Consider the following 23,381-nt stretch of genomic DNA (forward strand, 5'->3'; position numbering starts at 1 on the left):
GTGTCGGCAGATTGCATAGGGCAAACGGGGAATCGCTCGGATTCCAGGCAAGGGGGCGGCTAGTTAATATTGCCCAGGGACCAGCCGAGATCCCGTAATACTTACATAGATTTAGCGAGGAGTCAGGGGACGCACCCCTCGGAGGGGTGCGTCCCCTGGGGCGAGGTGAGGTTGGGAGGGCCAGCACAACTCCAGTTTTCAACCTAGACGGCGATGAGCAGAAAACACCCGATTGCCGAGTCACGTCATCAGTACAATAGGTTAACTTAAGTTCTGCCGATTTTCACACTTTCTATACTCCCTTGGCCGACGCTCTCCCTCCTGCTGCTACGACTCCGCGATCGCCCCAACCCACTGCAACTCTGATCTGGGTCAGCGGTGCCCTCTTCATCCCAGCGATCCTCGGCTTGGGCTGGCAAGTGTTGGCGCAGCCGGCGCTAAGTCATCGTCTACTGGCGTTGGGGTTGCTGCTCACGGGCATGGAACAGGGGCGCATGGCGATGGTCGATCTGCGCCAAGTCGCCGCTGTTGGGCAACAAGTTAGCGATCGCCGATTGCTGCGGTTCTACTCCGTATTGCGGCTGGCGATCGCCGGTCAACTCGTCGGCTTCTACTTGGCGGCATGGGGCGGGCTCGGTTACGGCACGGGCGTCATCATGATGAGCATTATTGGCTTCAACCTCGCCGCCGGACTGCAACTGCAACCAGCGGCTGATCCGCCCCTGCGGTCAGTGGGCTGGCGAGAGCGATCGGGGGTGCTCCTGGCGGACGGATTGGCCCTCGCCTTAGTTGGGCTGTGGCTCACCGACGTGGGTCGAGTTTGGATTGGGGCCGGTCTGCTGACGATTGCCCTGAGCTACGTCGCGGTGAAGTTGGTGCAAGGGGTGCGATCGCCTCGCTGACCTCAGTGAAGGAGCCGGACGCTTCGCCGCCGCCCATCAGTCCACAAAATTTCCTGTTGGCATTCAAAGGTGAGTCCTACAATCGTTAGGAACGTTTGTGCATCCTTGAGAGGGTTATGACTGCGCCTGCCGACCATGAAGCCAATCACGGCATTCCCGAACGCCTGGCGAAACACACCGTCCGCTATGCCAACTGTAAGGATGTGAACGCCGCCGACCTGACGCCGATGATGCGCCACTACGTGCAGGTGAAGCAGGAATATCCCCACGCGCTCTTGCTGTATCGGGTCGGCGACTTTTTTGAGACCTTTTTTGAAGACGGCATCACCATCGCCCGCGAACTGGAGCTGGTGTTGACCAGCAAAGAGTGCGGCAAGGTAGTGGGGCGCGTGCCGATGGCGGGCATTCCCCACCATGCGTTGGATCGCTACTGCATTCAACTGGTGGAAAAGGGGTACGCGATCGCCATTTGCGATCAGGTGGAAGATCCGGCCCAGGCTCAGGGACTGGTGAAGCGCGAGGTGACCCGCGTCATCACCCCCGGCACCGTGATCGAAGAGGGGATGCTCAGCGCCCGGCGCAACAACTTTCTCGCCGCCGTGGTGCTGGCGGGGCAGAGTTGGGGGCTGGCCTACGCCGACGTTTCCACCGGAGAATTCTTCACCACCCAGCACACTGATCCAGAGCAGGTGGGGCAAGAACTGATGCGATTGCAGCCCTCCGAGACGCTGTTCCCCACCGATGCGCCCGACCTGAGGGCGATGCTGCGGCCAGGGGAAGCCTCGGATCACTTACCGGAGTGTCTGCCCCGCCAGTTTTGCTACACGCTGCGATCGCAGGGCTCCTTTTCCCACACCGAAGCCCGCCAGCGACTGTTACAGACCTTTCGGCTGCGATCGCTCGAAGGCATCGGCTGCGACCACCTGCCCCTGGCCGTTCGCGCGGCGGGTGGCCTGCTGGAATATTTGGAAGACACCCAAAAAGACACCCAGGTGCCGCTGCAACTGCTCAGCACCTACGTCCTCAGCGACTTTTTGGTGCTCGACCACCAGACCCGCCGCAATTTGGAAATCACCCAAACGTCCCGCGATGGCACCTACAACGGCTCCCTGCTCTGGTCGCTCGATCGCACCGTCACGGCCATGGGGGGGCGGGCCCTGCGCCGCTGGCTGCTGCAACCACTGCTGTCGGTGGACAAGATTCGAGATCGCCAATCCACCCTGCAAGAACTAGTCGATGACGGCTCCTTCCGCACGGCTCTCCAACAGCAGCTCAAGCAAATCTACGACCTGGAGCGCCTGGCCGGACGCGCGGGTTCCGGCACGGCTAACGGGCGCGATTTGGTCGCCCTAGCGGATTCCTTTGCCCGCTTGCCCGTTCTGGCGGCGCTAGTTGAAGCGGTCGAGTCGCCCTACCTGAAAGCCCTTCAGCACGTTCCCCCCGAGTTGGAAAAACTGGGGGATACCCTGCGATCGCACCTCGTCGAATCCCCCCCCCTCTACCTGACCGAAGGCAACCTCATCCGCCCCGGCGTCAATGCGGATCTCGATACCCTGCGGGATCAGGTCAAAGGCGACCAGGGCTGGATCGCCAAACTGGAGCCCGCCGAACGCGATCGCACCGGCATTTCCACGCTCAAAGTCGGCTTCAACAAAGCCTTTGGCTACTACATCAGCATCTCGCGCAGCAAATCTGACCAGGCCCCCGACGACTACATCCGCAAGCAAACCCTGACCAACGAAGAACGCTATATCACCCCCGAACTCAAAGAACGGGAAGCCCGCGTCTTCAACACCCAAGACGAAATCCACAAGCTGGAGTACGAAATCTTCCAGCAGCTCCGCGAACTCGTGGGGCAACACGCCGACCTGATCCGCCAGGTGGCCCAAGGGGTCGCCGCCGCTGACGTGCTCGCTGGCCTCGCCGAAGTCGCCATCTACCAGGGCTACTGCCGCCCCGACATGGGGGATCACCGGGAGATTGCGATCGCCGATGGCCGCCACCCCGTCGTCGAACAGCTCCTCCCCGCCGGGTTCTTCGTCCCCAACTCCACCGAACTGGGCGGAGAAAAAAGTTTTGGCCAGGGAGAAATTGGTCAGGCTCACGGGCAAGATGCCAATCAAGATACCAATGCTGAACCCAATCACGGGCAAGATGCCCGTCCTAACCCAGCCACCCAGCCACCCAGCCACCCCACCCCCCTCACCCCCTCACCCCCTCACCCTCTCTACCCCGACCTCATCATCCTCACCGGCCCCAACGCCAGCGGCAAAAGCTGCTATCTCCGACAAGTCGGCCTGATTCAGCTGATGGCGCAGGTGGGTAGTTTCGTGCCCGCGAGTGCGGCAAGGCTGGGGATTTGCGATCGCGTCTTCACCCGTGTCGGTGCGGTCGATGACCTGGCCACCGGCCAATCCACCTTCATGGTCGAGATGAATGAGACGGCCAACATTTTGAACCACGCCAGCGATCGCTCTCTCGTCCTGCTGGATGAAATCGGGCGGGGCACCGCCACCTTCGATGGCCTCTCCATTGCCTGGTCGGTGGCAGAATATCTCGCCAGCGAAATCCGCGCCCGCACCATCTTCGCCACCCACTATCACGAATTAAACGAGTTGGCAGGCATTCTCGACAACGTTGCCAACTATCAGGTCACGGTCAAGGAAATGCCCGACCAAATCGTATTTCTCCACCAGGTGCGACCGGGGGGAGCCGATCGCTCCTACGGCATCGAAGCGGGGCGGCTGGCGGGATTGCCCCCCACGGTGATTCAGCGGGCGCGGGAAGTGATGACCCAAATCGAAAAACACAGTAAAATTGCCGTCGGTCTGCGAAAAGGGGCTGAATTTAGTGGCAACGGTCGTCGCCGCAAACGCCGCAGTGTGCAAGAGGATCCGGCTGAACAACTCGATATTTTTAGTTCGTAAATGCTTCGTCATAGCCGCATACTGCTTCAGGAAACCATGTCAGTAGTCACGATCAGACCCGCCAATGAACAGGATGCCGCAGACTTAGCCGACCTAGCCGAACGCACCTTTCGCGATACGTTTGCCACGGAAAATAATCCCGCCGATATGGCACTGCACTGCGCCGAGCACTTTGGGGTGGCGATTCAACGGCAAGAAATTCTCGCGCCGAACCATGTCATTCTCCTGGCCGAAGTCGATACTCAACTCGCCGCCTTTGCCCAAGTGCGCTTGCATGCCCCAAAAGCCGGTATTGCGGCCCCGCAGCCAGCGGAACTCCAGCGATTATATGTCGAGAAAGCCTGGCATGGCCGCGGCGTTGCCCACAAACTGATGCTCCAAGTTCTAGCCACAGCCATGCAGACGGGGACAGAGACGATCTGGCTGGGGGTGTGGGAACACAATCCGAGGGCGATCGCGTTTTATCGCAAATACGGCTTCCAAGTGGTCGGTGAACATGTCTTTCAGTTTGGTAACGACCCGCAACGAGATCTGGTGATGGCGGCAACGCTGAATGATTAACTGCCGGTTCTCTAAGACCGAACCGTACTCCTCTTGCCCCCCTGCCCCCTGACCCGCCTCAACGTATTTTGCAGAGCAGAAGTTGCTTTGCGGTGTCTGTAATGCTGGAAACTTTAAGTCGTATGACATCGCTGGCCTAACTCTGCCCCAGGGTTGAGGCGCTCAATGTACTATTTAATCGTTCGACGCAGTGAACCAATTGATATGTCTGATCACAAGGCAATTGCTGAAATTACTTCTCGGGAGACCTTGCTGGCCGCTTATCAGTCAGGACAGCGCGCCTTTTCGGGCTTGTCGCTATCTGGGACTGACATCAGCGGGATTGATCTTAAGGGCGCTGATTTAAGTTATGCCGAACTCAATGAGGCGAATCTGACCCAGGCCAACCTGCGCGGCTGCGACTTGAGCTACGCTTCTTTGCGCGAGGCGAATCTGACTCAAGCTGATTTGCGCGGGTCTATGCTGATTGGTACCGACTTGCGCCAGGCCACGGTGACGGACGCCAACTTTCACGATGCCGATTATGATCCGACGGAGACGCACTTCCCCGCCGGATTTGACCCCATCAAGGCCGAGATGAAAAGCGATCGCGCTAAAGCTTAACCGTTTAGCTGATGACCGCAGTTGGCACAAAAGCGATCGCTGGGCTGCACCGCCGTGCCACACTGGCTGCAAAACTTGGCTTTACCGGGACTCGCGGCACCACTAGAAGCCGTATTGCTAGAAGCCGCACTGCTGGAAGCCGCATTCCCCATTTGCATTGCCATATTGCCCATCCGCATTTGCATCGGATTGGCATTCATTTCCATGTTCCCCATTTTCATCGGCTGCATCGGCTGCATCGGTTGCATCGGCTCCATGGGCTGCATGGGCGACATCGGCGGCATCGGTTGAGTAGCGCCCATCGGTTGCATCGGCGGCATCGCATTCCCCGGCATCGCAACGCCCGAACTCATCTGCATTTGCTGCGCATTGCCCAGCGCCGGACTTTGCGACATCACACCGAGCTGATTGCCCTGCAACTGCAAATGGTGAGTGCCTTGGGCGGTGGTGAGCTGGATGACGACTCCCTGCTGAGTGCGAAATAGTTCTGGCGGGGCTGTCCAAGTACCAGTAGGAAATTGGCTGCCAGACTGTTGCTGCTGTCCAGCACTGCCAGAAGCCAGAGTGACGGCGGTTTGTTCGCCAACGTTCTCCAAGTAGAGTCTTTGTCCAGAGCCGAGTTCACAGGTATAAGCCATAGCGGGTATCGAGATATCGTGTGCGGGTAAGGTTGCTATCTCCATTGTGTCGGCTATATTTCATCTCCGGCCCAGACTTTAGAAATCTGTTAGGTCTGACCAACTACGCAGCCAAGCAGCGATCGTGCTGCAACCAAAAATTGAGGCACAGGCAAGTCCGTCATGGCTGAGGCAGCAGTTTTAGGAACCCAGTTTTAAGGAAGGATCGTGAGGACATATTTAGTGCCATGTCCATCTGATGAGACACAAATTCAGTTATGCCGTCGCATTGTCGAGGGCACGTTTGTCTGCTGTATGGGTGGCAGGATATCAGGCAATCAGGGGGTAAGGATGCCCTTCGACATGGTCTGACTACTGGAGTCGGCCATAAGCGTTGAGTTTTGAGGGGAGCCAGCCTGCCAGCATCCTGTATCGCTCAAAATCACTCAACTGGGTGCTCTAAAAGATGAGATCGAGGTCAAGGGATTGCAGGTCAATATGGTGTAAGCAAGTCCCCTCCTGTTGTTGGCTGACCAGCCAAAGCTCATGGGGAGGGTGAAAACACACCGCCACTGGGGATGGCAAATTATTGACTTGGCCGATGAGTTGCCCGTAATAGTTGACGAGGCGCATTTCGCCTTGCTGGCTGATCGCCACATAACCAGTCACCAATTCGCCAAACCAATGGGGCACGATGTCCAGACGACAACGCATGATGCGATAGGGAGTAAATCGGATAATTAAGAAATCTTGTTGGCTTGCTCCTGCTAGGGCGATACAGCTACCTGATTTTTGGCTGGCAAACAGGCGATGAATGCTGGCTTGTGCGCTGACTTTACCAAGCAACTTGCCCTTGCGGCTCAAGACGTGGAGGTGGGATTGTTGGTCGTGCTGACTGGCGATCGCATAGTGGCGATCATCCAACATAACGGCACTCATGGGAACTTGATGATCAGCAGCAGGTAACTCCCGAGGCACTGGATGCGGCTGATGGGTATTCACGGCCCACAGGCGCTGGGGGCCTGCCAGCGATCGCACAATGGCCCATTGTTGGCCGCCCGGCAGCACCGCGATCGCCGCGTCAAAGGTCGCCAGCCTCACAAGGCGGGTTGTGGTCAGCAAATGCAACCGTTGTTGAGTGACAACCAATACCCCCAACGGTACTTGGCAGAGTTGCGTAATCGGGGCCTCAAATTCCCAGGTGGTGGGTGGGGTGCTGGGATTAAGAGTTTGAGTGTCGGTTAATGACCAGCCATACAACTTGTGACCATGAGCAGTCAACAGTTTTGTCGTAGAGTCGGCAGCGGTGAGTCGCGCGATCGCTGAGCAGTGGTCAGGTAATGCGAACGGCTCATGGGGCACGAAGGAGCCACTCGCTTGCAGGGCCGCAGTCGTGGGAAATCGTTCGCGTAAGTCTCCGGCGGTCAGGGTTTTACGGGCCTTCAGAATGGCCGCTTTCATATCCGTAGCACTGCGATAGCGGCGGGGGGTCAGTTTTTCTGTCGCTTTTTTCAAAATTGCTTGAATGTTCACTGGCAGACTGTCTGGCAGCTTCACTGTGTGATTGAGGTGACACACCATGAGCTGGTTATAGTTACCGGAAAAGGGGCGATCGCCTAACAGCAACTCATACAGCATGATGCCAACAGCATATAAATCTGAGGCCGCAGAAAACTGAAAATAAAACCGTTCCGGGGCCATGTAAGCTGGCGATCCGGTCGCCCCTCTATCCTGACCTTGAAACTCTTGGCTGAGACGAGCAATGCCAAAATCAGAAACTTTCGCCCGCCAACCGTGGGGGGAGAGCGTGAGCAAGATATTCTCAGGCTTGATGTCACAGTGAATCAGCCCTTTGGCATGGGCATGTTCCAGAGCCGACAAAATTTCGGTCGTGAGGGTCAAGATCTCCGCTAGGGTGAGTTGCGTCCCCTGTTCCATCAGGTCACGCAGGGTGCCGCCCTCGCAGTAGTCCAGCACCAGTTGGCGACCGTTGCCAGATTGGTCTAAAGCCAGGCAATTGGCGATATATGGGTGGTCAAGACTCAGCAGGAACCGGAACTCTCGCAGAAATTGATGCGTGGGAAAGCGATCGCGGTTTAAATTTTTAAGCGCCACCAATCGCCCACTTTTGCGATGGATGGCGCAGTAAACTTGCCCAAATTGCCCTTGCCCCACTAACCCAAGAGACCGATATTTAGTACTTCGATAGGTTTTCAGCACAGCGATCGTAGACGCGAGTGAGAGTAAGCGGACGGACTATTGAGTCAACATTTGCATAATCGCAGCGTGGGGTTGCCCTTCCTGCACTAAGGCTTCTGCCGCTTCGAGTCGGTTTTCTAAGCCCAGGACAAACCGATTGCGATCAGCCCCGAGCGATTCACAACTGATTTGTACACAGGTTAAGTCGCGGCCTGTCAGCTGACTAAAAAACGCTTGCAAAACTCCACATTCCAACGCTCCCGAAGGCTGATTGGGCTGAATTGCATGGGCGGTAAAAGGTGAATTTTGCACTTCAATCACCAAAAACCCTTTCATTTGGTAGTCGGTGTTGACGATAAGTGCTCCCCAGCCGTGGGTGCGCCAGCATTCCTGCAAGGCTTTGACAAATTCGACCATTGACAAATCAGCGACCCCTTTTTGGTAATACTCGCTGAGCTCCTCGCAAAAACGAGCATAAAAGTTTTTGCCCCACCAAAGGCCGCAGTTACGCAACACATAACGCGTCGCCTGTCCGGTTTCCTGGTTCAGGCCAGCCACAATCGATTTCATCAAAGCATCGGGCAGAGCCAGGAGGCGATCGCCCCGCCGGTTTTCCAGCAGTCCCAGCTCTAGGGTGCCTCGGATATAGACATCGCTCGCAAAATAGTTACTGGGCAAGCGATCGTCAACAAGTAAATCAGCAACCGAAATCATAACGTCCTCTTTCTGCAAATGAGATTAAAACAAGCCAACCAAAGATTCACTGGTGATCGCTTCTGCGGACTCAGAGGTTAACTGCCCCCCCGCAATCAAACGCTCCGCAGCATCTAAGCCAGGGATCAATAGAGCCATTTGAGTCGACGAAAATCGTCCCGCAAACTGAGTTTTGATGAGCTGATACAGGGCGATATCAATCGCTTTAGTGTCATAGGCTTCGACAATTTCGGGTAGCCAACTTTCTAGGCGCTTGGTCACCATGTCGATGTCATCAGTTAGCATGGCCATCGCGGCATAACGCACCATGAGAATGCCGTTTTGTATGCTGCGCTTGAGCTTTGCCTCCGACTCTTGCGGAAACTGCTGTTGCAGCGCGTCAGCCACCGATTGCATCAGGGTGACTTCTTCATTGCGCAAGCGTTGATAAAAGCTAATGCGCTCTGGCAGAGAACTCACAAATTGGCTGAGGGCGTTTAATTCGTCAGCTTGTAGATACCCCTTTTCGGGTTCGTCGAACAAAGCTTCGAGTTTAGGATTCATAAGAGGTGCTCCAAATTAACGAGTGCAAGCAGCGGCATAAAGCTGTGAGGGGAAGGAAGGATCAGCGATCTCAGAACAGATCGGCAAAACCATCGAGGGTAATATCTTCTTCAACTGGTAAATCAGGTTGGATATCGAGGGGGGCCACCGGCGCGGCAATGTTCGGTTTACCATCCCAAGGAAAGAGGTTGAAATATTCACCCACGGTAAGGGTGGGGCTCAGGCTATTCACCTCAGCAGCGTCTGTTGGAGAGCTGCCAGCAGTCGGGTTGGGTCGATTGACCGGCATCCCCGTCCAGGGCATCTGCTCAAAGAATTCGCGTACTGACAATGTTGACCAGCTGTTGGTTGTGGCCTGGTGCCCAGTGCGGTGACCGTTCATAAGTGCGGTACTCATCCTTGAACCTCCCCGGCGCGTAGACGTTTCTCAATATCCCGAGCGGTCGCCCCTTCATTCATCCAGAAGGCCGCCGCATCGATGCGTTCCTTGCCGCCCAGTAGGAATTTGCAGTAAGTCTCGCCCATGGAGTAGCACTGAATTTCGATACAGCTCAGTTGTTTGCGCACCATTTCAGTGAAGAAACCCGCAAACAAGCCGGCGTAAATATGGCAAACCGGTTTGCCGACGTCACCGAGGGTACGCGCAACCGCTGAGTCAAACACGTTGATGAACATGAAGCCCTGTTTGCGATCGCTCATATCCACTTCCCATCGACCCCAGCCTTGGGACGTGAAGGGCCACCACCAAGTCTCTAGCAAAAACATGAGATTAGCCTTACGGGCGCTCATGCCAAATTCTTTCTCAAACCAACTTTCAAAAAATAGAGAATCTTGTTTGCCCCATTCCAGACCGATAGAGTACATGATGGCCGCAGAGGCTTCGCCGACTTCTTCTTCTAAGCCTTCGAGGAGGCCAATAATAAAGTCTTCACTGGAGAAAAAGTTGCGGCTGCCATTCCAATCAACAACACTGCCAGCATCTGGGTTGAATTGGAAAAAGTCCTTAAAGCTGTAGTGGTTATGCTTCTTAGGGTGGCGATCATGAAGCTGGTGAGTGCTGGTTAATAAACTGGTTGACATAGTTTCCTGCCCGAGAAGCTCGTTTTATGAACTGTTAGGTGTAATGTGCCCACCGTGAGGCCGACATCAACGATCCCAGGAAAAAGTTGAAAAATCTTAAGGCAAGAGACTCACTTATCAACCCCGTTCAACTTGAGACCTGAAGTTTTGAGCAACCAGAGCGGTATCAGCATCCGAAGTAAACAAAACCAACTCTTTAAAATCCTCTAAGGGATCGGCGGGAAAATAACATCCCGGTAACGGCAGTGCTTGGGTGGCTGGGTGGCTGGGTCAGTTGCGGGTCTGGAGTCGGTACTTTAATTGCCCGCGCATCCCTAACAGGAAGGATTCCCTGAATATCAGAGATAACCTGTTAGGTAGGCTTCCTAGCCTACCCTTCCCCACCAATCGTTCCCACACCAAAGTAGAAGACTGGGTGACAGCACTGCTGGGCTTAGCCAGCATCAGACAAGCATACTGCGACAATTTTCATCTACCTGTTTGAGTCAGACTGCTTGAGTCAGACAGAAACGAAAAAGTTCAAACATTAGGTATACCAACGCCCTCAGGAGCAAGGGTTATCATCTGGAGCAAAATTTTGGACATGGCAAACTGCACCTGCCCTGGCAACTATATATTTCTTCAACCTTGTTTCATCGGCTGCTAGAGACGACTCAACCTGCAACATAAACGGCCACCAGCGCATCTGCCGACCCGAAAAACCTTTTCCGATAATTTGCAGCTCTGAACCTTCCACCGGGGCTTTGACAGTTGGGGCAACTGCTCAAGTTCATACTCCAGGGAATTGAGCAGATACCCCCAGCCAACAAGAGTTAAATCTCCAAAACGCGAATTACTGGTGCACTGAAAATAATATTTGACTAAGGTGACTCAGCTTTGCTAGAATCGCAATTCTGTAGTGGAGTGCTGAGAACTGGGACATGAAAGTCCGCGCGTCCGTCCGAAGAATGTGTGATAAGTGTCGCGTCATTCGCCGAAAAGGTCGAGTGATGGTGATTTGTACAAACCCAAAGCACAAGCAACGTCAAGGATAGAATTCTTGTCATTGTATTACTAGAAGGGTTTTTGACATAAACTAAGGTGGTTTATTCACCTGGCAGTTTAGAATCTCACGGCTAAGCTGCAACAGGATTAGATGAGATTCATGGGGAGAAGATAGTCAGTGGCACGGATTGCTGGCGTAGACCTGCCAAGAGACAAGCGGGTTGAGATTGGTCTGACATATATATACGGCATTGGCTTGAGTCGGTCGAAAGCAATCATCGAGAAGACAGGGGTTAACCCTGATACTCGAGTGCGCGACCTGACAGACTCTGACGTTGCTAGCTTGCGTGATTCTGTCGAGAATGACTATCAAGTCGAAGGTGACTTGCGTCGTCTGGAAGGGCTGAACATCAAGCGACTGATGGATATTGGTTGCTACCGCGGGCGACGGCATCGCGCAGGTTTACCTGTGCGAGGGCAGCGTACCCGTACCAACTCTCGTACCCGACGCAGTGGTAAGCGCACTGTTGCAGGCAAGAAAAAAGCGCCTAAGAAATAACGTAATTACTTGGTGCATCTTGAGTGGCGTCTACTCTTGTAGACGAGCCCTCAGGATGCGCCTGTTTTGCTGATAAGAAGTAGTAGCAGGCAGTAGATGGCTAAACCGACAAAAAAAACAGGCGGGCGTAAAACCAAGAAGAATATTCCCAATGGGGTTGCCCATATTCAGTCCACGTTCAATAACACCATTGTGACGATAACTGACACCAATGGTGGTGCTGTTTCTTGGTCTTCGGCAGGTGCAAGCGGTTTTAAGGGTGCGAAGAAAGGGACTCCTTTTGCAGCTCAAACAGCGGCTGATAGCGCGGCTCGTCGAGCCATGGATCAAGGCATGCGACAGATTGAGGTCATGGTGAGTGGCCCTGGAGCTGGCCGCGAAACTGCGATTCGAGCACTGCAAGCTGCAGGACTGGAAATTACGTTGATCCGCGATGTCACTCCGATTCCCCACAATGGCTGCCGTCCACCTAAGCGCCGTCGCGTCTAGATTGGAGGAGGCGTCTTCACGAGTATTGGCAAAGTAGAGCGAGGGCACATCAGTGGCACAATTTCAGGTCGAATGCGTAGAATCATCGATTGGCGATGACCAGAGTCATTTCAGTCGTTTCGTTATTGAACCGTTAGAGCGGAGTCAGGGCATTACTGTAGGCAATGCTCTGCGACGAGTTTTATTATCTAATTTAGAAGGCACCGCCATCACTGCAGTGCGCGTCGCTGGGGCAACTCACGAATTTTCGACTGTGCCAGGTGTACGCGAAGACGTGTTGGATGTGCTCTTAAACATGAAGGAAGTCGTGCTCAAGAGCTATTCCGCGCAGCCGCAAATCGGGCGCTTACTGGTTCAAGGGCCCACTAAGGTCACGGCTAGCCACTTTGACTTGCCGTCAGAAGTGGAAGTAATTGATCCCGATCAGTATGTTGCCACCGTGGCTGATGGCCATACTCTGGAGATGGAGTTTCGCATTGAGCGGGGGACTGGTTATCGGGCTATCGATCGGAGTCATGACGAAGCGGCGGCGCTGGACTTCATGCAGATTGATGCCATTTTCATGCCTGTTAGAAAGGTAAATTACACCGTTGAAGATGTAATGGAAGGGGGCGCGCTGGAAAAAGATCGTCTACTGATGGAAGTCACGACGAATGGCAGTCTGACCCCTCAGCAGGCAATGAGTGAAGCGGCGGCTATTTTGGTTTCCTTGTTCAATCCTCTTAAGGATGTCACCCTGGAGCCAAAATCTGAAGAAGAGCCCAAAGAGGAAGATCCAGCCAATCATATTCCCATTGAAGAGCTACAGCTTTCTGTTAGAGCTTATAACTGCTTGAAGCGGGCTCAGGTGAATTCTGTTGCTGATCTTCTGGATTTCACTCAAGAAGATCTATTGGAAATCAAGAACTTTGGTCAGAAGTCGGCTGACGAAGTCATTGAGGCGTTGCAGCAACGTTTAGGGATTACACTGCCAGCTGAAAAGTCAGCGAAAACTTCTTAGGGAAGTGTGCTAGCTCAGGGAAACTGAGCTGATTTATCCGGGGCTCTATGCTTCGGTTTTTTGTTTTTGAGTTGTATGAACGCAAAGGGGGAAATCGATATGCGACATGGGTGTCGTGTTCCACAATTGGGCAAACCAGCGGATCAACGTCGGGCCTTGCTACGATCGCTGACGACTGAGTTGATTCGTCATGGTCAAATCACCACCACCAAAGCCCGAGCTAAGGCGGTACGGTCGGAAGCGGATCGCATGATTACGCTGGCTAAGGACGGTTCTTTGTCTGCGCGACGTCAAGCACTGGGCTACATGTACGACTCTAAGTTGGTGCATGTTTTGTTTGAGCAGGCTCCTGAGCGTTATAGCGATCGCCAGGGGGGCTATACTCGTGTGCTGCGCACTGTGCGGCGACGAGGCGACAACGCTGAAATGGCCATCATTGAGTTGACCTAATATCCGTACCGACCAAGCTATGTCTTCCAAGCGTCCTCTATTAGAAACATCAGCTGTTGTACCAGCCGCCCAGGATACTGAGTATCATCGGGTGGCCCTGGTTGTGCAGTACGTGGGGACTCACTTTCATGGATGGCAGCGGCAACCCCGTGAGCGCACGGTACAGGGAGACATTGAAGCGGCAATTGCGACTGTTTTGGGCACGCCCGTAACGCTGTGCGGTGCTGGGCGAACCGATACAGGCGTGCACGCCGCAGCTCAGGTGGCTCATTTTTCAGCCCCAACCCTGATTCCCGCGCATCGCTGGGCGAGTATTCTTAATAGCCGATTACCGGAAGACATTGTCATTCGAGGCTCCGCAGCGGTTCCTGGCAATTGGCACGCTCAATTTTCGGCCCAGTGGCGACGCTATCGGTATACCCTGTATACCCAGCCAATTCCCAACCTATTTATTCGTCCATTTTCTTGGCACTATTATTACGAGTCTTTGAGCACGTCTCAGATGCAGGCTGCTCTTGATCCCCTAGTGGGCTATCACGATCTGACTGCATTTCAGCGGACTGGTTCAAAGCGATCTCATGCTTGGGTTGAATTACAAAGTGCAAAGTGTCGGCGGCGCGATCCGTTTATCACGGTAGAGCTGCAAGCCAATGGATTTCTATACGGCATGGTGCGGCTATTGATGGGGATTTTAGTACAGGTGGGGCGAGGGCTCTTAAGTGTCGAAGAGTTTACTCAGCTGTGGCGCTGTAAGCAGCGCGAGCGTGTAAAATACGCGGCTCCGGCCAGTGGGCTATGTCTGTTGCGGGTTGGTTATGAACATTTCCCCTTTGCGCCTGATGTCTGGTACGACACCCAACCACACTTTGCTTTGCCCTTAGTTTCCAACGCGATCGCGGTTTAGCGGTGCTGCTTCTCATCGCAATCTTGATTACCTTCATTGAATTCGTTCTACAAAACCATGACTAAGACCTATACTCCACCCGTCGATACGATTGAGCGCAAATGGTACGTCGTTGATGCAGCAGATCAGCGACTAGGGCGACTCGCCACCGAAATTGCAAGCGTTCTGCGCGGTAAAAACAAGCCAACCTTCACCCCTAACATGGATACTGGCGATTTCGTCGTTGTAATCAACGCCGAGAAGGTGGCGGTGACTGGCAATAAGGCGAGTCAAAAACTCTATCGCCGTCATTCTGGTCGTCCCGGCGGGATGAAGGTTGAGACATTCAACCAGCTACAAGATCGCATCCCAGAGCGCATTATTGAAAAAGCTGTGAAAGGAATGCTGCCCAAGAATGCTTTGGGTCGCAAACTGTTTACTAAGCTGAAAGTCTATGCTGGGCCGGAGCATCCCCATACGGCACAACAACCCGAGACGCTCGTTATCAATACAATTCCTGGAGGAAAAGTCTAATGCAAGCTACCGATAATACTGACCGCGTTGTTTACTGGGGTACGGGTCGACGGAAATCGGCGGTTGCCCGAGTTCGTCTAGTTCCCGGCAACGGTGACATTAAGATCAATAATCGTCCTGGGACAGAGCATCTGCAAGGTAATCCAGCATATTTAGCTACAGTGAAGGCACCCTTGGAAACCTTGGGCTTGGAAAGCGAGTATGACGTTTTGGTGAATGTGCATGGCGGCGGTCTGACCGGACATGCGGACGCGATCAAAATGGGCGTAGCGCGGGCGTTGTGTGAGTTAGATCCCGAAAATCGCAAGCCATTGAAGGTAGAAGGTTACCTAACTCGTGATCCCCGTTGTAAAGAACGGAAGAAGTATGGTTTGAAGAAAGCTCGTAAAGCACCTCAATTCTCCAAGCGTTAATTACTCGCCTTTTTATTTCGAATGACGAGTGTTTAAAGTTCAGTTATCTGATTTGAAGCATACCGAGGAAAACATCATGCCAAAGTCTGAAATTCATCCAGAATGGTATCCCGAAGCTAAAGTCTATTGCGATGGTCAAATGGTGATGACTGTGGGGTCTACCAAGCCAGAACTGCACGTTGACGTGTGGTCGGGTAATCATCCCTTTTATACCGGCACCCAAAAAATTATTGATACTGAGGGTCGCGTTGAGCGCTTTATGCGGAAGTACGGGATGTCAGATACGACGGATAGCGCCGAAGGTGATGCTAAGTCAGAGGCTTAGTGATTGCAGTAGCAGCGCTGTCTAGCGCCTTTAGTTGTTGCGATCGGAGTCCCTCTCGCCCTGCCATGGCCGAAGCTTACCTTATTGACAAACTCAATTCAGTTCACCAAACCTTTCATGAGCTGACCCGACGTTTAGCTGATCCAGATGTTGCGTGTGATCCGGATGAATTTCAGCGGATTGCCAAAGCTCGTTCTTCTTTGGAAGAGACGGCCACGACTTACGAAACCTGGAAAGGCTTGCAGGAAGAGCTTGTTGGAGCCCAAGAAATTCTGCGAGAAGCGAGCGGTGACCCCGATCTGAGGGAGATGGCAGCTCAAGAAGTTGCTGACTTGCAGGCGCAGTTAGAGCAGCTAGAAGAGCGCTTGAAAGTCTTGCTCCTGCCCAAAGACCCCAACGATGAGAAAAACATTATGTTGGAGGTCAGGGCCGGAGCTGGCGGCGATGAAGCTAGCATCTGGGCTGGCGACCTCGTGAGAATGTATTCTCGCTATGCTGAGTCGCAGAGCTGGCGCATCAAGCTATTGAGTGAGTCTACGGCTGATATGGGTGGCTTTAAAGAAGCCATTCTAGAAATTCAGGGAGACAGCGTTTATAGCAAGCTCAAGTATGAGTCTGGCGTGCATCGAGTTCAGCGGGTACCCGTTACCGAAGCGGGGGGGCGCGTGCATACTTCAACCGCGACGGTAGCCATTATGCCGGAAGTGGACGATGTGGAAATTCATATTGATCCCACTGAGGTGGAAGTATCGACTGCTCGCTCTGGTGGTGCTGGTGGTCAAAACGTTAACAAGGTGGAAACGGCTGTCGATCTGTTTCACAAACCGACTGGCATTCGCATCTTTTGTACCGAGGAGAGATCGCAGCTACAAAACCGTGAGCGAGCTATGCAAATTTTGCGGGCCAAGCTTTACGAAATTAAGCTACAAGAGCAACAAGCAGAAGTCACCTCAATGCGACGCTCTCAGGTCGGTACGGGGTCTCGCTCCGAGAAAATTCGCACCTACAATTACAAAGATAATCGCATTACCGATCATCGTCTCAATCAGAACTTCTCGCTTTCACCCGCATTGGAAGGCAATATTGAAGATATGATCCAGTCCTGCATCACGCAAGATCAGCAAAGGCAGCTGGAAGCGCTGGCAACGTCGGAACCTGCCGCTTAGCATTGATTTGCCGATTCTCGGGATTAAAAGACTGCCCCGCTTATGCCATGACTGCCCGCGTTGATTAGACTAGAAGCTGCCGGGTTCTCGGTTCAATATGGCACGTTTTCTCCACCTTGCTGATATCCACTTGGGCTTCGATCGCTACAACAGTCCCGAGCGTACCAAAGACTTTTTCTTCGCGTTATCGGATGCAATTCAGAAATATGCCGTTGACGCCAAGGTGGATTTTGTCATTATTGCAGGTGACTTATTTGAGCATCGCGTCATTCAGCCGGCGGTGCTGAATCAAGCTCAACTTTGTTTTCAACAACTTCAAGCCGCTAACATCCCGGTTTTAGCGATTGAAGGCAACCATGACAATACGCCCTATGGAACAGCGACAAGCTGGCTAAAATATCTGTCGCAATGGGGCATGCTGAAACTATTAGAACCAGGTAATTTGATGGCTGGCGAGCCCCTTTATTCGCCGTGGGATGAAGCCAATAAAAAGGGTGGCTATATTGATTTACCCTGCGGCGTCAGAGTGATTGGCTCGGCCTGGTATGGAGCAGCGGCGACTCGGGCGATCGAACAGATTGCCGCTACGATTCCCACGTTGCCGCCGGGGCCAGACACCACGGTGCTCTTATTTCATCACGGGCTCGAAGGGCAGATTGCTCGGTATAGTGGGGCGCTGCGATATTCGGAACTCATGCCTCTCAAAGATGCCGGGATTGACTATCTTGCCCTGGGCCATATTCATAAGAATTATAGCGAGGGGGGCTGGGTCTTTAATCCCGGTTCATTGGAAGCCAATAATGTCGAAGAGGGAGGCTTTGCTCGGGGGGCATATTTAGTCGATGTGGATGCTAATGGGATTCACGCTGAACTGAAGCAAGACTACCGGCAGCGGCCCATCGTCCGACTAGTGGCTAAAACTCAGGATAGCGACAGCGAGACCGATGTGGTCACCAAGGCGACCCAGACGGTAGAAGCAGCGATCTCATCGGGGCAACTGGTACCAGGGCAACAGCCAATCGTTGAGCTGCGCATTGCCGGACAAGTCGGTTTTGAACGTTTGGAACTGGATACCAAACAACTCCAAAAAGACTTACAAGCTCTGAGTCAGGCTTTAATTTTTCTGTTGAAGTATGACGTTGAGGAAAAAGAGGTGGTCGAGCCGATCGCCCACGAAGCTAGTCGTGAGCTGATCGAACGGAGCACCTTCAAGGATCTCCTGACAGCCCATCGCGATTATAAAAAACGGGCCGATATATTGTCTGAAGGGCTGATCGACTTAAAATCCAAGCGTTTGTCGGGACAGGCGGATGAATCAATTTATCAGTATCTTGAGCAGCTATTGACCCAGTAAACCCAAGCAATCCGCTCAGGTGATATTGAGTCCAGCCATCCCATGAAGGTGATGATCGCCGCGTGAGTTCAGTCAACAAACAATCTAAGGGAACTGCAACTAAATAAAGTACCCGTTCAATCCGGTTTCGACTGCGCTCAACCTTCCAGTATCGAGAGTTGAGCGCAGTCGAAACTCGGTTCATGGGGATCTTTTTTTCGCGCAAGTCCCTAAGTAGACTCCCAACTTCGCTAACACTGCCGCGCTTTATTTTTGGGCCACGGCTTTTTGGGCCACGGCATTACCCAGGGTCTTCTCCAAGATGTCAGTCGCGGGCTCGACGATCGCCCAAGTACCGTCCGGTTGGCGGCGCATGGCGGCAAACTGCAATATCTGACTGCGGGCCATCACTTGCCCCGCCTCCACTTCGCCCAATCGCGGCTTCGTCACCCCGCATAACCGAAACAAGTAGGCCGGGATTTCGGGTGTGGTAAAAGCCACACAGGTATTGCTTGCCGTGGGCTGTAATTGACCATCAAACGGAGCCCTGACCTGACTGCCCCCCAACTCAATGGAAACGTCGCCCAGTCCTCCCATTACCGGAAATCCGCCCACCTCACTGCCGGGTTGCAAAGTCCAGTTTTGCTGCACGGGGATGTGACGCGGGGGCACTGGCGCTGATGTTAGCCCACAGGCTCCTAGGCCCAGTAGGCCCAGCAGCGGCAGCGCTTGCCAAGAAGCGCGCAAAACTAATGGTAAATGAGTTGGCATCGTGTCACCTCAGGCAAACTTCACAGAGTTGTGTCAGGAACGGTTAATCGCGCGAAAAACTGAAGTCAAAACCGGCATATTCTTCGCCCTCGTACAGCACGATAAACCAGGTTTCAGGATTAAACTCCAGCGGATAGGCGACGCGCTCAGCGGTGACGCCTTCACGCACTTCTACTGACGGCAACGTGCAGTAGGGTTCGGCAATAACCGCTTGCACGTCTGCCTTGGGAGCCCGCTCGGCGATCGCTAACAACTCTGACAACTCGGCTCGGGACAGCACCGATTCGGCCTGAATCGTTTCTTGGCAAACGGCCTTAGCGACGGCTGGCTCAGACTTTTCTTCCATCATGGGTTTTGGCCCCACCACCAACGCGGCCAAGGCCAACATGCTGCCTCCCGCCAGCAAATAGCTACGGGGCGATCGCTGGGGGGAGCGGCGACGGATTCGAGGTTGACGACGTACGACCACCGGCTGAGGATATCCAGCAGCTTGAGGATGAGGTGGGGCGACCGCAGGCACAGACGGCGACGACACGGAACGATATTGCCTGGGGTATGACGCTTGAGGAGGAGAACTAGCTGGCTGGCGCGCCGTGAAATCGCCGAACTGAATACGGGAGTGGTGCCCGCCACTGTAATGGGAACTGTACTGATCGCGAGCTCTGGACTGATAGGTGGAGTGGGTCATTTTTGCCCTCCTCGACAACGGCAAAAGGGTTCTGTGGGGCTCTTGGCAGGAATTGAAACCATCAGAGTGACGCCTACCGATGAAGCCTGATACAAATATAGTACATTTGTCCTAAATAACAAGGCGATCGCTGAATTTGAAGATTTGCTAAGGTGATCACCAGGATTTGAGCCAGCTATCCGTCCTATTGCCCCTAATCGCCATTTCATGAATTGCACCCTGGTTTGGTTTCGCCGAGATTTACGCATCAGTGATCATGAGCCGCTGTTCCGGGCGGCGCGGCGGGGGGTGGTCATTCCGGTCTTTGTGTTCGATCGCGCGTTGCTTCAGCATCCCGAAACGGGCAGCGCTCGGATCGCCTTCATGCTAGATTGTCTCGCCGCGCTCGATGCGGACTTACAAGCCCAAGGCGGCCGACTGATTTTACGAACTGGTGATCCGGTGCGGGTACTGCCGGATTTGATTCGTGAAACTGAGGCCGAGGGCATTTATGCCTACACCGACTGCGAGCGGATTTATGGCCGCGTGCGGGATGCTCGGTTGAATCGGGCGTTGACAGAACAAGGGATGAAAATTCGCTGGTTCGAGCCGCCTGCCAGCCTAAACGAATTGATTCCCTATCCGCGTTATCGATCGCGCTGGTATCGCGATATGGCCGCACCGCTGGTACCGCTGCCCCCACAGATAGACGTTCCCCAGGATCTTCCCAGCGATCCGCTCCCTAGTTTAGAAACCCTGGAGCATATGGCAGACGGCAAATCCATTCCCCCTGGCGGCACCGCTGCGGCGCGCCAGTTGCTAGCCGACTTTTTGAGCGATAAGAGCGATCGCTACTATTGGCAACTGTCCTATCCCAGTGCGGAGGCCACCACCGGACTGAGTCCCCACATCAAGTTCGGGGCGATTTCCGTGCGTGAATGTGTGCAGACAATTCAGCAAACCCCTGACCAGGGAGACTTTCGCATTCGGCGCAGCCAACAGCAACTCATTGCTCGCCTGCGCTGGGGCAACGGCTTTACCCAGCGATTTCGCTATTTACCGCAATTAGAATTGCGATCGCTCTACACCGTATTTGACGAAGATGGCTGGGCCTTTGACGAAGACCTGTACCAAGCCTGGCAAGCGGGACAAACGGGCTTTCCCATTGTGGATGCCGCCGCCCGTTGTCTCCAAGCGACCGGGGGATGGCAAGCCTTGAACTTTCGCTCACGGGCCATCTACGCCAGCTTTTTGAGCAATTTACTGGGCATGGATTGGCGCTTTGGAGCGCTGCATTTCATGCGTCACCTGATCGACGGCGACTGCCCTATCGACCATTATCAATGGGCCATGCAGTCGGGGGTGACCCACTGCCTCGACAAAACCTGGACGCGCATTTACAACCCCGGACAAGTGGCGGTCGATCGCTGTGACCCCGACGGCGCTTTTATTAAGCACTGGGTACCCGAGCTCGCCCACCTCGATCCCGCCCAGCTCGGCAATCCCCCACCGATGAAGACCTATCCCACCCCAATTTTGGATTACAAACAAGCGCGACAAAAACGGGTTGAGCAATTGGAAAAACAGCGCAGTCGGTTTTTGCAGCGCGGCAATGTCGTGCCCTATCTGGCGCATCTGCCGACTGACCTGACGCCCTTTGGCAGCGATCGCTACGCAGGAGCAATCGAATGGGCACAGTCACCGCCGGACAGCTTGTTTCCCCAGGCTTTAGATTTAACGGCGCTGGATGACCCACAAGCGATCGCCCTACGCACCTGGTTTGTGGCCCATGTCAACATTACGCCGCCTAAAAGTCGCAAACGACCGTCGCCGTCGCCAGTTCATCAACTCGCGCTCAACCTCTAGGAGCGATCGCGACTTAAAGATATTCAACAACAAAAACAAATCCTACATTTCAGCCCCTCAGCGGTGAATCGTGGTCATGGAGGGATAAAATTCTCGCGAACAGCGTCTAAAGTCTCGCATTCGTTTCAAGCAAACATGATGAAAAAATTCTGGATGATTGTTGTTGGAGTGGCTGCCTTAGTCACCCTATCCGTGGGTACGCTCTCGCCACATGCTGCTATCGCCGAGACGCCCCAACTCCTGGCCGATGCCCATGAAGAGATGTCCGCCAGTAACGCGGAAGTCTGTGCAATTGTCACCTCAATGCCCAGTGCCGAAGCTACTGACGAATTTTTGGCGCTGTTGGATACATCGTCGTCGCTGACCTCGAAGCGATGCGCTCGAACATGATGCAATACGACGCTGAAGGATATGGCTGGCAGAACATTATCGATAGCCCCGATGGTCTGGCACCGCAGCCGGGAGCTTGGCTACTGGGAGCGTTAAGAATGGTCTGTGAACCTCAACCGGCAGCGGTGGTCACAGGGACTGTGACCTATCGCCAACGAATCGCGCTCCCACCCGATGCCACCGTTGTCGTCACCCTGGAAGATGTGAGTCTAGCGGATGCCCCCTCAACGGTGGTTGGGGGAGACATGATTCGTACGGCTGGTCTGCAAGTGCCGATTCCTTTTTCGATCACTTATGACCCCGCCGAAATCATTCCCCAACATCGTTACGTGGTAAGAGCGAAGATTTTCTACGGCGAAGACCTGAGCTGGACCAGTACCACCGCCTATCCAGTTATCACGCAAGATAGCCCGACTGAAGATGTAGAAATCACGGTGCAGCAAATCTAAGTGAAGGTAATTTAAGGTAATTTTTGGAGGATGCTTTTAGCTTTTGGCTAATCGCAAAAATGGATTCTCCACACATGAAAAAGGCGCGATCGCGTTCTCTGCAATCGTGCCTTTTTGTTCTCTTTCTCTCCAAAATCATTTAATGAATGAAATACTGAAGGCAGTATTCCCGCTCTTGTTGTTGGGTCTGTTCGGGACTGCCATAGGGACGAGCATATACTACAAAAAACGCCGTCAACCCCAAGCAGCACAAAACACCCAGTCCTCGCATGGATGACATCATGACGATGAAAAGCGATCGCGATGACGCTATTTCACAGATGAGTTAAACGTCTTGCCTAAAGGTGACGGAACCAACTTCACTGAAGCTGCTTTTTGGGTCAGCGCCCAACACAAAATCGGACAAAATACGACGCAGTAAAGTGAAATAACTGCAATCAATTCAACTGTTGTAAAAACACTAGATGACATGAGAATCGCCTCTAAGAAGTTTGCATCGAACCAGAGGCGCGTTCCTTCGGGATCTCAACCCTACTTCCGTCCTTATACAACTAGCTTCTAAGCGCTAGAAAAGGATGAACGTTATTTGCTTTATGTAGCTAATACTACTCTTTTGATTGAGGTCGTCAAGCCGTTACCCAAAGCAATTTTGGCCATATCAATGACGACAACAAGTCCTAAGAACTGCCGCAGGAAAAGACTTTTAAGATTTTTCCTGCCAAGATTCAAGGCTGATTTAGTGGACGCCGATATCAGGCATTCATGACAGAGTTAGCCGGTCATGACAGAGCAGACTTATCAGCGGCTGCCGTTACTGCTGGAGCCCTTGAAGACTTGCACGCACAAGCAATCCCCATAAACCCGAGTTTCGACTCCGCTCAACCTCACTGGTGCAGAAAAGTTTTGGGAGCAAAGTATCGGTAGTCTCATCGTGAGAAAGTCGTCACTTTCGAGAA

Annotated in this window: 26 protein-coding genes and 1 riboswitch; of the genes, 18 read left to right on the top strand and 8 right to left on the bottom strand. The window is 53.6% G+C overall.

Annotated features, from left to right (window positions below):
• The first annotated feature begins 302 nt into the window (after positions 1 to 302).
• The 4 genes from JUK32_RS13245 to JUK32_RS13260 all read left to right on the top strand — a co-directional run bounded on the left by JUK32_RS13245 (position 303) and on the right by JUK32_RS13260 (position 4,993).
• Positions 303 to 902, top strand: coding sequence for a hypothetical protein (locus JUK32_RS13245; protein WP_204139335.1), 600 nt, complete (start codon positions 303 to 305; stop codon positions 900 to 902).
• A gap of 116 nt (positions 903 to 1,018) precedes the next feature.
• Entirely contained in the window at positions 1,019 to 3,829 is a 2,811-nt protein-coding gene (gene mutS / locus JUK32_RS13250; protein WP_204139336.1) for a DNA mismatch repair protein MutS, read from the top strand.
• 36 nt (positions 3,830 to 3,865) lie between these two features.
• Positions 3,866 to 4,390: a GNAT family N-acetyltransferase gene (locus JUK32_RS13255; protein ID WP_204139337.1), complete on the top strand. Its 525-nt coding sequence runs from the start codon at positions 3,866 to 3,868 to the stop codon at positions 4,388 to 4,390.
• A 204-nt stretch (positions 4,391 to 4,594) separates the two neighbouring features.
• Positions 4,595 to 4,993: a pentapeptide repeat-containing protein gene (locus JUK32_RS13260; protein ID WP_239112628.1), complete on the top strand. Its 399-nt coding sequence runs from the start codon at positions 4,595 to 4,597 to the stop codon at positions 4,991 to 4,993.
• On the opposite strand, the gene JUK32_RS13265 is transcribed toward JUK32_RS13260, so the two are convergent.
• The 6 genes from JUK32_RS13265 to JUK32_RS13290 form a co-directional block, all read right to left on the bottom strand.
• Positions 4,990 to 5,631, bottom strand: a complete 642-nt coding sequence (locus JUK32_RS13265; protein WP_204139339.1) for a zinc-ribbon domain-containing protein — start codon at positions 5,629 to 5,631, stop codon at positions 4,990 to 4,992. The genes JUK32_RS13260 and JUK32_RS13265 overlap by 4 nt on opposite strands.
• 438 nt (positions 5,632 to 6,069) lie before the next feature.
• Entirely contained in the window at positions 6,070 to 7,830 is a 1,761-nt protein-coding gene (locus JUK32_RS13270) for a serine/threonine-protein kinase (protein ID WP_204139340.1), read from the bottom strand.
• 36 nt (positions 7,831 to 7,866) lie between these two features.
• Entirely contained in the window at positions 7,867 to 8,523 is a 657-nt protein-coding gene (locus tag JUK32_RS13275) for a V4R domain-containing protein (RefSeq protein ID WP_204139341.1), read from the bottom strand.
• A gap of 24 nt (positions 8,524 to 8,547) precedes the next feature.
• The gene (locus tag JUK32_RS13280; RefSeq protein WP_204139342.1) at positions 8,548 to 9,066 is read right to left on the bottom strand and encodes a hypothetical protein; all 519 of its coding nucleotides are present in this window, start codon (positions 9,064 to 9,066) and stop codon (positions 8,548 to 8,550) included.
• Between the two features lie 70 nt (positions 9,067 to 9,136).
• On the bottom strand, positions 9,137 to 9,463 hold the full coding sequence (locus JUK32_RS13285; protein WP_204139343.1) for a hypothetical protein: 327 nt from the start codon (positions 9,461 to 9,463) through the stop codon (positions 9,137 to 9,139).
• A complete protein-coding gene (locus tag JUK32_RS13290; RefSeq protein WP_204139344.1) occupies positions 9,460 to 10,146 on the bottom strand; it encodes a V4R domain-containing protein in 687 nt (228 codons plus the stop codon). The genes JUK32_RS13285 and JUK32_RS13290 overlap by 4 nt, the downstream gene beginning before the upstream one ends.
• Positions 10,147 to 11,066: 920 nt before the next feature.
• On the opposite strand from JUK32_RS13290, the gene rpmJ reads away from it, so the two are divergent.
• The 11 genes from rpmJ (at position 11,067) to JUK32_RS13345 (ending at position 18,303) form a co-directional block, all read left to right on the top strand.
• Entirely contained in the window at positions 11,067 to 11,180 is a 114-nt protein-coding gene (gene rpmJ / locus JUK32_RS13295; protein ID WP_204139345.1) for a 50S ribosomal protein L36, read from the top strand.
• A 128-nt stretch (positions 11,181 to 11,308) separates the two neighbouring features.
• Complete coding sequence (gene rpsM / locus JUK32_RS13300) at positions 11,309 to 11,689, top strand: 30S ribosomal protein S13 (RefSeq protein ID WP_039729182.1); 381 nt, start codon at positions 11,309 to 11,311, stop codon at positions 11,687 to 11,689.
• A 96-nt stretch (positions 11,690 to 11,785) separates the two neighbouring features.
• Positions 11,786 to 12,178 carry a 30S ribosomal protein S11 gene (rpsK, locus tag JUK32_RS13305; RefSeq protein ID WP_204139346.1) on the top strand — a complete coding sequence of 131 codons (393 nt, stop codon included), beginning with the start codon at positions 11,786 to 11,788 and terminating at the stop codon, positions 12,176 to 12,178.
• Positions 12,179 to 12,230: 52 nt separating this feature from the next.
• Positions 12,231 to 13,178 (top strand): DNA-directed RNA polymerase subunit alpha, encoded by a 948-nt coding sequence (locus JUK32_RS13310; RefSeq protein WP_204139347.1) that lies wholly within the window; start codon positions 12,231 to 12,233, stop codon positions 13,176 to 13,178.
• Between the two features lie 99 nt (positions 13,179 to 13,277).
• Entirely contained in the window at positions 13,278 to 13,628 is a 351-nt protein-coding gene (rplQ, locus tag JUK32_RS13315; RefSeq protein WP_204139359.1) for a 50S ribosomal protein L17, read from the top strand.
• A 19-nt stretch (positions 13,629 to 13,647) separates the two neighbouring features.
• Positions 13,648 to 14,532, top strand: coding sequence for a tRNA pseudouridine(38-40) synthase TruA (gene truA / locus JUK32_RS13320; RefSeq protein WP_204139348.1), 885 nt, complete (start codon positions 13,648 to 13,650; stop codon positions 14,530 to 14,532).
• Between the two features lie 57 nt (positions 14,533 to 14,589).
• Positions 14,590 to 15,045 carry a 50S ribosomal protein L13 gene (gene rplM / locus JUK32_RS13325; RefSeq protein WP_204139349.1) on the top strand — a complete coding sequence of 152 codons (456 nt, stop codon included), beginning with the start codon at positions 14,590 to 14,592 and terminating at the stop codon, positions 15,043 to 15,045.
• Complete coding sequence (gene rpsI, locus JUK32_RS13330; protein WP_204139350.1) at positions 15,045 to 15,458, top strand: 30S ribosomal protein S9; 414 nt, start codon at positions 15,045 to 15,047, stop codon at positions 15,456 to 15,458. The genes rplM and rpsI overlap by 1 nt, the downstream gene beginning before the upstream one ends.
• A gap of 76 nt (positions 15,459 to 15,534) precedes the next feature.
• A complete protein-coding gene (gene rpmE / locus JUK32_RS13335; RefSeq protein ID WP_204139351.1) occupies positions 15,535 to 15,783 on the top strand; it encodes a 50S ribosomal protein L31 in 249 nt (82 codons plus the stop codon).
• 65 nt (positions 15,784 to 15,848) lie between these two features.
• Entirely contained in the window at positions 15,849 to 16,949 is a 1,101-nt protein-coding gene (gene prfA, locus JUK32_RS13340) for a peptide chain release factor 1 (protein WP_204139352.1), read from the top strand.
• A gap of 97 nt (positions 16,950 to 17,046) precedes the next feature.
• On the top strand, positions 17,047 to 18,303 hold the full coding sequence (locus JUK32_RS13345; RefSeq protein WP_204139353.1) for an exonuclease SbcCD subunit D: 1,257 nt from the start codon (positions 17,047 to 17,049) through the stop codon (positions 18,301 to 18,303).
• Positions 18,304 to 18,549: 246 nt separating this feature from the next.
• On the opposite strand, the gene JUK32_RS13350 is transcribed toward JUK32_RS13345, so the two are convergent.
• Both JUK32_RS13350 and JUK32_RS13355 read right to left on the bottom strand, forming a co-directional pair.
• Positions 18,550 to 19,053: a hypothetical protein gene (locus JUK32_RS13350; RefSeq protein WP_204139354.1), complete on the bottom strand. Its 504-nt coding sequence runs from the start codon at positions 19,051 to 19,053 to the stop codon at positions 18,550 to 18,552.
• A gap of 43 nt (positions 19,054 to 19,096) precedes the next feature.
• Entirely contained in the window at positions 19,097 to 19,741 is a 645-nt protein-coding gene (locus JUK32_RS13355; RefSeq protein WP_204139355.1) for a hypothetical protein, read from the bottom strand.
• 207 nt (positions 19,742 to 19,948) lie between these two features.
• Between JUK32_RS13355 and JUK32_RS13360 the strand changes: the two genes are divergently transcribed.
• The 3 genes from JUK32_RS13360 (at position 19,949) to JUK32_RS13370 (ending at position 22,425) form a co-directional block, all read left to right on the top strand.
• Positions 19,949 to 21,586: a deoxyribodipyrimidine photo-lyase gene (locus JUK32_RS13360; RefSeq protein ID WP_204139356.1), complete on the top strand. Its 1,638-nt coding sequence runs from the start codon at positions 19,949 to 19,951 to the stop codon at positions 21,584 to 21,586.
• Between the two features lie 153 nt (positions 21,587 to 21,739).
• Entirely contained in the window at positions 21,740 to 21,976 is a 237-nt protein-coding gene (locus tag JUK32_RS13365; RefSeq protein ID WP_204139357.1) for a hypothetical protein, read from the top strand.
• Positions 21,961 to 22,425, top strand: a complete 465-nt coding sequence (locus tag JUK32_RS13370) for a YbaY family lipoprotein (protein ID WP_204139358.1) — start codon at positions 21,961 to 21,963, stop codon at positions 22,423 to 22,425. The genes JUK32_RS13365 and JUK32_RS13370 overlap by 16 nt, the downstream gene beginning before the upstream one ends.
• 506 nt (positions 22,426 to 22,931) lie before the next feature.
• Positions 22,932 to 23,009, bottom strand: a riboswitch (Glutamine riboswitch).
• Positions 23,010 to 23,381 lie beyond the last annotated feature (372 nt).

The organism is Halomicronema sp. CCY15110, assembly GCF_016888165.1.
Classification (GTDB): Bacteria; Cyanobacteriota; Cyanobacteriia; order Phormidesmidales; family Phormidesmidaceae; genus Halomicronema.